The sequence below is a fragment of the Hominilimicola sp. genome (assembly GCF_046972485.1).
Taxonomy (GTDB): domain Bacteria; phylum Bacillota; class Clostridia; order UBA1381; family UBA1381; genus Hominilimicola; species Hominilimicola fabiformis.
In genome coordinates, this window is sequence record NZ_JBKVWU010000147.1 from 1 (window position 1) to 4,920 (window position 4,920).

Annotated in this window: 4 protein-coding genes and 1 pseudogene; all 5 read right to left on the reverse strand. The window is 38.4% G+C overall.

The window, feature by feature from the left end; translation table 11 throughout:
- Positions 1-198, reverse strand: a pseudogene (locus ACLTU0_RS10730) (PLP-dependent aminotransferase family protein); the annotation flags it as partial.
- Positions 199-214: 16 nt separating this feature from the next.
- Positions 215-1,882, reverse strand: a complete 1,668-nt coding sequence (locus tag ACLTU0_RS10735) for a glutamine--tRNA ligase/YqeY domain fusion protein (protein WP_117964948.1) — start codon at positions 1,880-1,882, stop codon at positions 215-217.
- 6 nt (positions 1,883-1,888) lie between these two features.
- Entirely contained in the window at positions 1,889-3,547 is a 1,659-nt protein-coding gene (gene gltX, locus ACLTU0_RS10740; RefSeq protein ID WP_412322425.1) for a glutamate--tRNA ligase, read from the reverse strand.
- Between the two features lie 155 nt (positions 3,548-3,702).
- Positions 3,703-4,653, reverse strand: coding sequence for a peptidylprolyl isomerase (locus ACLTU0_RS10745; protein ID WP_412322426.1), 951 nt, complete (start codon positions 4,651-4,653; stop codon positions 3,703-3,705).
- Positions 4,654-4,673: 20 nt separating this feature from the next.
- On the reverse strand, positions 4,674-4,920 hold a 247-nt coding region (locus ACLTU0_RS10750; protein WP_412322427.1), incomplete at its 5' end, for a hypothetical protein.

Genomic DNA, 4,920 nt, shown 5'->3' on the forward strand with positions numbered 1-4,920 from the left:
CTGCAAAGCAAGAGTAGGGTTTGTCATAAGAATTTTACCCGCAATTTTTGAAAGTTCGTCACCCGGGAACAATTCAGACGCAGGGTTTCCTCCTGCAAGTGAGATAATCTCAGGATCAGCCATACGCTTGAACATTTCACGAATGGCACTGCCTTTCATCGTCTTAACTCTGTCAGCCATAAATTTTGTATATTCCATTTTTCAAAACTTCTTTCTATTTATTAATTTTCTTCCATGAATCTTTTAATGCAACAGTTCTGTTGAAAACAGGCTTTTCAGGTGTTGAATCTTTATCAACGCAGAAATATCCCAATCTAAGGAATTGGAACTTATCTCCTACACTTAGATTTGTCAAATTGCTTTCAAGTTTTGCATTTTTAAGAACTATCATAGAATCTTTGTTAAGATTGTCTGTAAAGTCATTTACGCCTGTTTCGTCAGACGGATTTTCAACCGTAAACAATCTGTCGTAAAGACGTACTTCCGCGTCTATTGCGTGTGCGGCACTTACAAAGTGAATTGTACCCTTTACCTTACGTCCGTCAGGTGAGTCACCGCCGCGGGTTTCGGGATCGTATGTGCAGTGTACAGCAATAATATTGCCGTCCTCGTCCTTTTCACAGCTTGTGCAAGTAACGTAATACGCACTTTTTAGTCTTACTTCTCTGCCGGGTGAAAGTCTGAAATACTTCTTCGGAGCGTCCTCCATAAAGTCGTCTTCTTCTATATAAAGTTCACGCGAAAATTCTACTGTTCGCTTACCCATTTCAGGATTTTCAGGATTAACTTCAACTTCAATCTGTTCAACCTTATCTTCAGGATAATTGTCGATTATAAGTTTAATCGGTCTTAAAACCGCCATTGCTCTCGGTGCTTTCTTATTCAAATCTTCTCTTATACAAGCCTCAAGCAAAGCAAAGTCAACAACGCTGTTTGCTTTTGAAACACCGATTCTTTCACAGAAATCACGAATAGCCTCAGGTGTGTAACCGCGTCTGCGCATACCGCAAAGTGTTGACATTCTCGGATCGTCCCAACCCGACACAATATTTTCACGAACAAGTTTCAGACAACGTCTTTTACTTGTAAGCGTATAGTTAAGATTCATTCTTGCAAACTCAATCTGTCTTGAAGGGCTTTCATAGCCGACTTCTTTTAATACCCAATCATAAAGCGGTCTGTGATCCTCAAATTCAAGTGAGCAAAGCGAATGAGTAACACCCTCAACAGTATCTGAAATAGGATGTGCAAAGTCATACATAGGATAAACTACCCACTTATCACCCGTTCTGTGATGATGTGCACGAAGTATTCTGTAAATAATCGGGTCACGCATATTTAGGTTAGGTGACGCCATATCGATTTTTGCTCTTAGTACCTTTGCACCGTCAGCAAATTCACCATTTGTCATTCTCTCGAACAAATCAAGGTTTTCTTCAATCGTTCTTTCTCTGTACGGACTGTTCTTACCGGGAGTTTTAAGAGTACCTCTGTACTCTCTTATTTCTTCTGGTGACAAATCGTCAACATATGCCTTACCCTTTTTGATAAGTTTTACAGCCGCCGCATAAATATCGTCAAAATAATCAGACGCATAAAGCACCTTGTCCCACTTAAAGCCAAGCCACTTTATATCCTCCATTATTGCGTCAACGTATTCTGTATCTTCCTTTGTAGGGTTAGTATCGTCAAGACGCAAGTTACATTTTCCGTTATACTTTTCAGCCATACCAAAATCTATGCTTATAGCCTTTGCGTGTCCGATATGAAGATAACCGTTAGGTTCGGGTGGAAAACGCGTTTGTACATGGTCGTACACTTTTTCCTCAAGGTCTTTGTCTATTGCTTCTTCAATAAAATTTCTGCTGAATATTTCTTCCATATATCTTTATCCCCTTAAACTTTCTATTGCTTCGTCAAATCTCTTCATCACTTCGTCCTTACCAAGCACTTGAAGTATTTCGTAAAGGTCCGGAGTATTTCTTCTGCCTGTTGCCGCAACACGAATAACGCCTGCGACATCACCGACATGTCCCTTATATGAATCAGGGTCTTTTTTATAAACCTTAGGTGCTTTAGCATAACCTATTGTTTCCGCCATATCTCTTACCTGTGGGAACCAATCGTCGCTGCTGACGTTTTCGTCGTAAATCTGCTTGTAAAGTTCAAGTATTTCTATCATATCATCATTTGAAAGATTATCCGGAAAATCAAATTTTCTGTCCCAAAGTTCCGAATAGAAATACGAAACGTAATTTTCAACGTCTGTCCAAGCCGAAATATCTTTACGCGGTTTTGCGTTTCCACGCTCTATCGCAAATATTGCCTTTGCATATTCTTCGTCATCAACAAGAAGTTTGTATAGTTTCTTATTGTTTTCCTTTGCCCAATCAGTAACCATTTCATAAACTTCTTCCGCACTCAAACGGCAAATATAGTTTTTGCTTACATCCGCAAGCTTAACCATATCGAAAAGTGCGCCTGCTTTACTCATTTTCGAGAACGAAAACTTAAAGTTATCTATATCCTCATTAGGATTTGCAAGACGCCAATCTTCATAATTTGAATTGGCAAGTGTCATTAAGTATTCCCAAATTGCACCTTTCGGATAACCGACCTCACTGTAATAGCTTACTGCCGCCTCAGGGTCTTTTCTCTTTGAAAGTTTACGCTTACCGCCGTTTTCCTCTTTCATAATAGGCGAAATGTGCGCATACTTAGGCGGTTTTAAACCGCATAGCCAGAACAACTGCAAGTGTATCGGCACTGATGAAATCCATTCGTCACCACGAATAACGTGAGTTGTACGCATTAAATGGTCGTCAACAATGTGAGCAAAGTGGTATGTAGGAGTTCCGTCCTTTTTCAAAAGTACAACGTCAAGAATATTTTCAGGCATTTCAATTTCGCCCTTGATAACATCCTTAAACTTAATTCTCTTGTCTTCCTTACCCGGTGACTTCAATCTTACAACGTATTCATCGCCGTTTTCAATTCTCTTTTGTGCTTCTTCAACAGTGATGTCGCGATACTTTGCAAATTCACCGTACACACCAGGAAGTAATTTTTCACTTTCCTGCTTTTCTCTGATTGTTGCAAGTTCTTCTTCCGTCATAAAGCACGGATATGCAAGTCCCTGCTCAACAAGCGACTTAACATATGCCTGATATATATCTTTTCTCTTACTTTGAGTATATGGACCGTATGCACCCTTTTCGTCAGTTTCTGACAGCATACCCTCATCGATTTCTATACCGAAATCGTTAAGTCCCTTTACTATAAGGCTTACACCGTTTTCAACCTCACGTTTTTTATCGGTATCTTCGATTCTAAGATAAAATACACCGTTTGTTGACTTTGTCGCCGTCTTTCCGATAAATGCGGCAAACAATCCGCCGAAATGCAAAAATCCTGTCGGACTCGGTGCAAAACGAGTTACAACCGCACCCTCTTCAAGATTTCTTTTGGGATACATTTGTTCGTAATCGTCGGGAGTTTTTGTTATATTCTTGAACAAAAGATCTGCCATTTGTTTATTACTGTCCATTTTTTTATTAATTCCTTTCATTATAGCTAATATACCTATTCTATATTATTATACCTAAAATGAACTCTAATATCAATGGTTTTTGGGAATTTTTTTCGCATAAAGCAAAAAAATCGGAGTATAACAGAATGTTATACTCCGATTTAATAATTTCATTAATTTATTTTGTCTAAAACTTCGTCATTTACGGTAACTTTTATACCGTATTCGTCAGCCCATTTTTGAACTTGTTCGTAAAATGCGTTGTTCTGCATTGTAGTATTGATAGTTTCCGCCTCATTTTCATATTCTTCTTCAAAACATTCCTGTGATTCGTCAAGCGGCAATCGTTTTATTACATAATATCCCGAATCTGACTGAACAATTGTAAATTCGTCGGTCTTTATCGAATCAACGCCTTCTTCAAATTCTATGCCTGTTTCGTTATCGGTGAAAATATATCCGTTTTCATCGGAATCATTTGCGGTATTCGGCGAATAATTGCTTATAAGCGTGTCAAAATCTTCACCGTTTTGTGCTTTTTCCAAAACTTCTTCCGCTGTTTTCTTTGCCTCTTCCTTTTTGTCGTCCGATACTTCGTCACCGGTTTGTGAGTCGATAGTCGAAATCAACACATACTTGACACGTCTGTAATGTTCTTTAAAATATTCACGCAATTCATCTTCCGTAAATGTAGGTGTTTCCGTTTGTTTCTTCAATGCGTCCGTATAATAGCTTACCGACGCAAGCGTATCAATATAATCATCAGTCAGTTTATTGTCCTTTAAAAACTTCTTATATCCGCCCTCACGGTCATAAGAATCTTTTATCGACTTTTGATAATCCTTTAATTTAGACTGTGTGTCACTGTCAAGCTTTATATCCATCGCCTTTGCAACTTCAACGATAAGCTGGTTTCTTTGGCAGTATTCAAGCGATGATTTTTTCGCCTGACCCATATTGTAATTTTCCTTATATGTGTTCATATAATAGTTAAATTCACTCTCGGTAATCTGTGTATCGCCGACAGTCATAACAATCTGATTGTCACTATTTGCACTTTGACCGCAGGCACTCAACATCATCATGCTTGCCAATGCCACTGCCGCAAGTTTTGTATATTTCATATGTCTTTCTCCTTAAAATCTTATGATTTTATTATACTATCTTTTTCGGCACTTTGCAATTCCTTTATTGTACTTAACAAATTATTTACAATATTCAAGATTTTCTTATATTCACCCTTAATCGCATAGCTTATGACAGGTTTGTCGCCCGACAACAGCTTTATGCGTTTAGGGAACATTTTATCAAGTCCCATAATAAGATTTGCGTCAACGTAATTCTCGCCGAATTTCATCAAAAGATTGTCACCGCTCTGTGCTATTTCATAT